This is a genomic window from Hydrogenophaga sp. (genome assembly GCF_041633695.1).
In the GTDB taxonomy this organism is placed as follows: Bacteria; Pseudomonadota; Gammaproteobacteria; order Burkholderiales; family Burkholderiaceae_C; genus Hydrogenophaga.
This window is the reverse complement of the sequence record NZ_JBFJMY010000542.1, coordinates 1-2539: the sequence shown is the minus strand read 5'-3', so window position 1 is coordinate 2539 and position 2539 is coordinate 1. Positions and strand designations below refer to the sequence as shown.

2 protein-coding genes and 1 pseudogene are annotated in these 2539 nt (G+C 67.1%); 2 read left to right on the top strand and 1 reads right to left on the bottom strand.

Annotated features, from left to right (window positions below; genetic code table 11):
• Window positions 1-192: pseudogene (locus ABYB95_RS21395) on the top strand (hypothetical protein); the annotation flags it as partial.
• A 189-nt stretch (window positions 193-381) separates the two neighbouring features.
• On the opposite strand, the gene ABYB95_RS21390 reads toward ABYB95_RS21395, so the two are convergent.
• Window positions 382-564 carry a hypothetical protein gene (locus tag ABYB95_RS21390; RefSeq protein WP_372661681.1) on the bottom strand — a complete coding sequence of 61 codons (183 nt, stop codon included), beginning with the start codon at window positions 562-564 and terminating at the stop codon, window positions 382-384.
• A 137-nt stretch (window positions 565-701) separates the two neighbouring features.
• Between ABYB95_RS21390 and ABYB95_RS21385 the strand changes: the two genes are divergently transcribed.
• A partial coding sequence (locus ABYB95_RS21385) for an acyl-CoA dehydrogenase (RefSeq protein WP_372661678.1) occupies window positions 702-2539 on the top strand: 1838 nt, incomplete at its 3' end.

The following is a 2539-nucleotide window of genomic DNA, read 5'->3' as shown; positions in this document are numbered from 1 at the left end:
TTTCTGCCCGACCACTACGCCGAGGCTTTCGAGCGGCGCGGCCGCATGCAGGCGATACGGCCCGACACCTTCCACTACAGCTGCCAGTTCGTCTGCATCCTGCGCCGCTCGCCGCAAGCTTCGCGCGCCGCCGCTGCCCTGCACGCCGCCTTGGTGCAGGCGCACGCCGACGCGGATGGGGAAATCGTGTGAACAGGCCCTATGGATCCGGCCCAGTGAAGCCTTGAGATCCGTTCGGGCAGAGCTTGTCGAAGCCTTCACCTCAGACCTTGCACGAGCCCTTCGACAGGCTCAGGGCGAACGGGTGTTTTTTCGTCCAGGCTGGAATCCCTTCCGCTCGGGTTGGAATCCCTTCCGTTCGGGCTGAGCTTGTCGAAGCCCTCACCCACGCTCAGGCGAACCCTTCGACAGGTGCAGGGCGAACGGTTGTGACCTCACTGGGCCGGATCTGTAGGCGTGCACGTCGTAGGGAAAACCGTGCAGCAACAACACGGCAGGGCCGTCTGGATCGCCGCTTTCAAGATAGGCGACATCCAGATCGCCGGCCAGGATATGGAGGTGCATTGCGAGGCGCTTTCGGAAGCCTTGAGAAGGTGTCAACGGGTCGGTGTGCCAGCCCGGCCCCTCTGCGCACAACGGGGCCAATACCGTGCGGGTGCGCCCGCTTGCGTTTCGCACCACGGGCGTGCATGCTGCATCGCATGACATTCTCTTCTCTGCTGGGTCGTGCCGCCTTGAAACCTTTTGCCCGGGCCTTGCCGTCGATGGGCGACACCGAGCGCGCCGCGCTGGAGGCCGGGACCGTGGGCTTCGAGGGCGACTTGTTCGCCGGACGGCCCGACTTCGACGCCTTGCGCGCGCGCGGACCCAACCGCCTGCGGCCCGAAGAACAGGCTTTTCTCGACCACGAGGTGGTGGCGCTGAACGCCATGCTCGACGAGTACGCCATCGACGAAGCGCACGACCTGCCACCGCAGGTTTGGGCCTATCTGCGCGAGCACAAGTTCTTCGGCATGATCATTCCCCGCGAGCACGGCGGCCTGGGTTTCGGGCATTTTGCGCACGCCGCGGTGGTGACGCGCATCGCCACCGTCAATGTGGCGGCTGCGGTCACGGTGATGGTGCCGAATTCGCTCGGCCCGGCCGAGCTGCTGCTGCACTACGGCAGCGAAGCGCAGAAAACGCACTACCTGCCGCGCCTGGCCGATGGCCGCGATCTGCCGTGTTTTGGTCTCACATCGCCCTACGCCGGATCGGACGCGGCCTCCATTCCCGATACCGGCGTGCTGACCACGCGCGAGATCGATGGCCAGCCGGTGCGCGGCTTTCTCGTCAACTTCGACAAGCGCTACATCACGCTGGCGCCGGTGGCCACGGTGGTGGGGCTGGCCTTTCAGGCGCTGGACCCATCCAAGCCCGAAGGCCAGCAATTGCTGGGCATCACCTGCGCCTTGATTCCGGTGCCCACCCCCGGCATGGACATCGGGCGGCGCCACCGGCCCATGAACTCGGCCTTCATGAACGGCCCGATCCGTGGGTACGAGGTGTTCGTGCCCATGGAATGGGTGATCGGTGGTGAAGAACGGGTCGGCCAAGGCTGGCGCATGCTGATGGAAAGCCTGGCCGCCGGGCGTGCGATTTCGCTGCCCGCGTTGGGGGCGGCGATGCAGCAAACCTGTTTGTACGTGGTGCAAGGCTACGGACAGATACGCGAACAATTCGGCCTGCCGATTGGCAAGTTCCACGCCGTGGCGGCACGGGTGGCGCGCATGGCGGTGGAGCTGTATGCCAGCGACGCGGCGCGCCGCTACACCGCCGCCGCGCTCGACGCGGGCGAACAACCCAGCGTGGCCAGCGCCATCCTGAAAGTGCAGCTCACCGAAGCGGGGCGGCGCGCGGTGACCAGCGGCATGGACATTCTGGGTGGCAAGGGCATCATCCGCGGCCCCAGCAACCTGCTGGGCGTGGCCTACCGGCACGCGCCCATTGCCATCACCGTGGAAGGCGCCAACATCCTCACCCGCGCGCTGATCATTTTTGGCCAGGGCGCCGTGCGCTGCCACCCGCATGTGCTCGACGAAATGGCCGCTGTGCAGGCACAAGACCCCGAAGCGCTGGGCCAGGCCTTGCTGGGGCACGGTGCCCACGTCTGGCGCAATGCCATGCGCAGCGTGTTCGGTGCCGGTGTGGTGGGGCAGGTGCCTGCAGAGCTGCGCCACGAGGCCGAGCAGATCGCGCGCTTGTCGGCCCGCTTCGCGCTCAGCGCCGATCTGGCGATGGGCTTGCTCGGCGGGAAACTCAAGCGGCTGGAATTGTTGTCGGCCCGGCTGGGCGACGTGTTGTCTGGCCTGTACCTGGCCACCGCCTGCATCTGGCGCTACGAGGTGGACGCCCAAGCCACGCTGCTGCCGCTGGTGCGTGCCGCCATCCGCGACCAGCTGGCCACGGCCTCGGCCAGCTTGCGCGATCTGCACGCCAACATGCCCGCGCCGTTCGGGCTGCTGGCCCCGGTGCTGCGCCTGGGCGCAGGCCAGGTGCG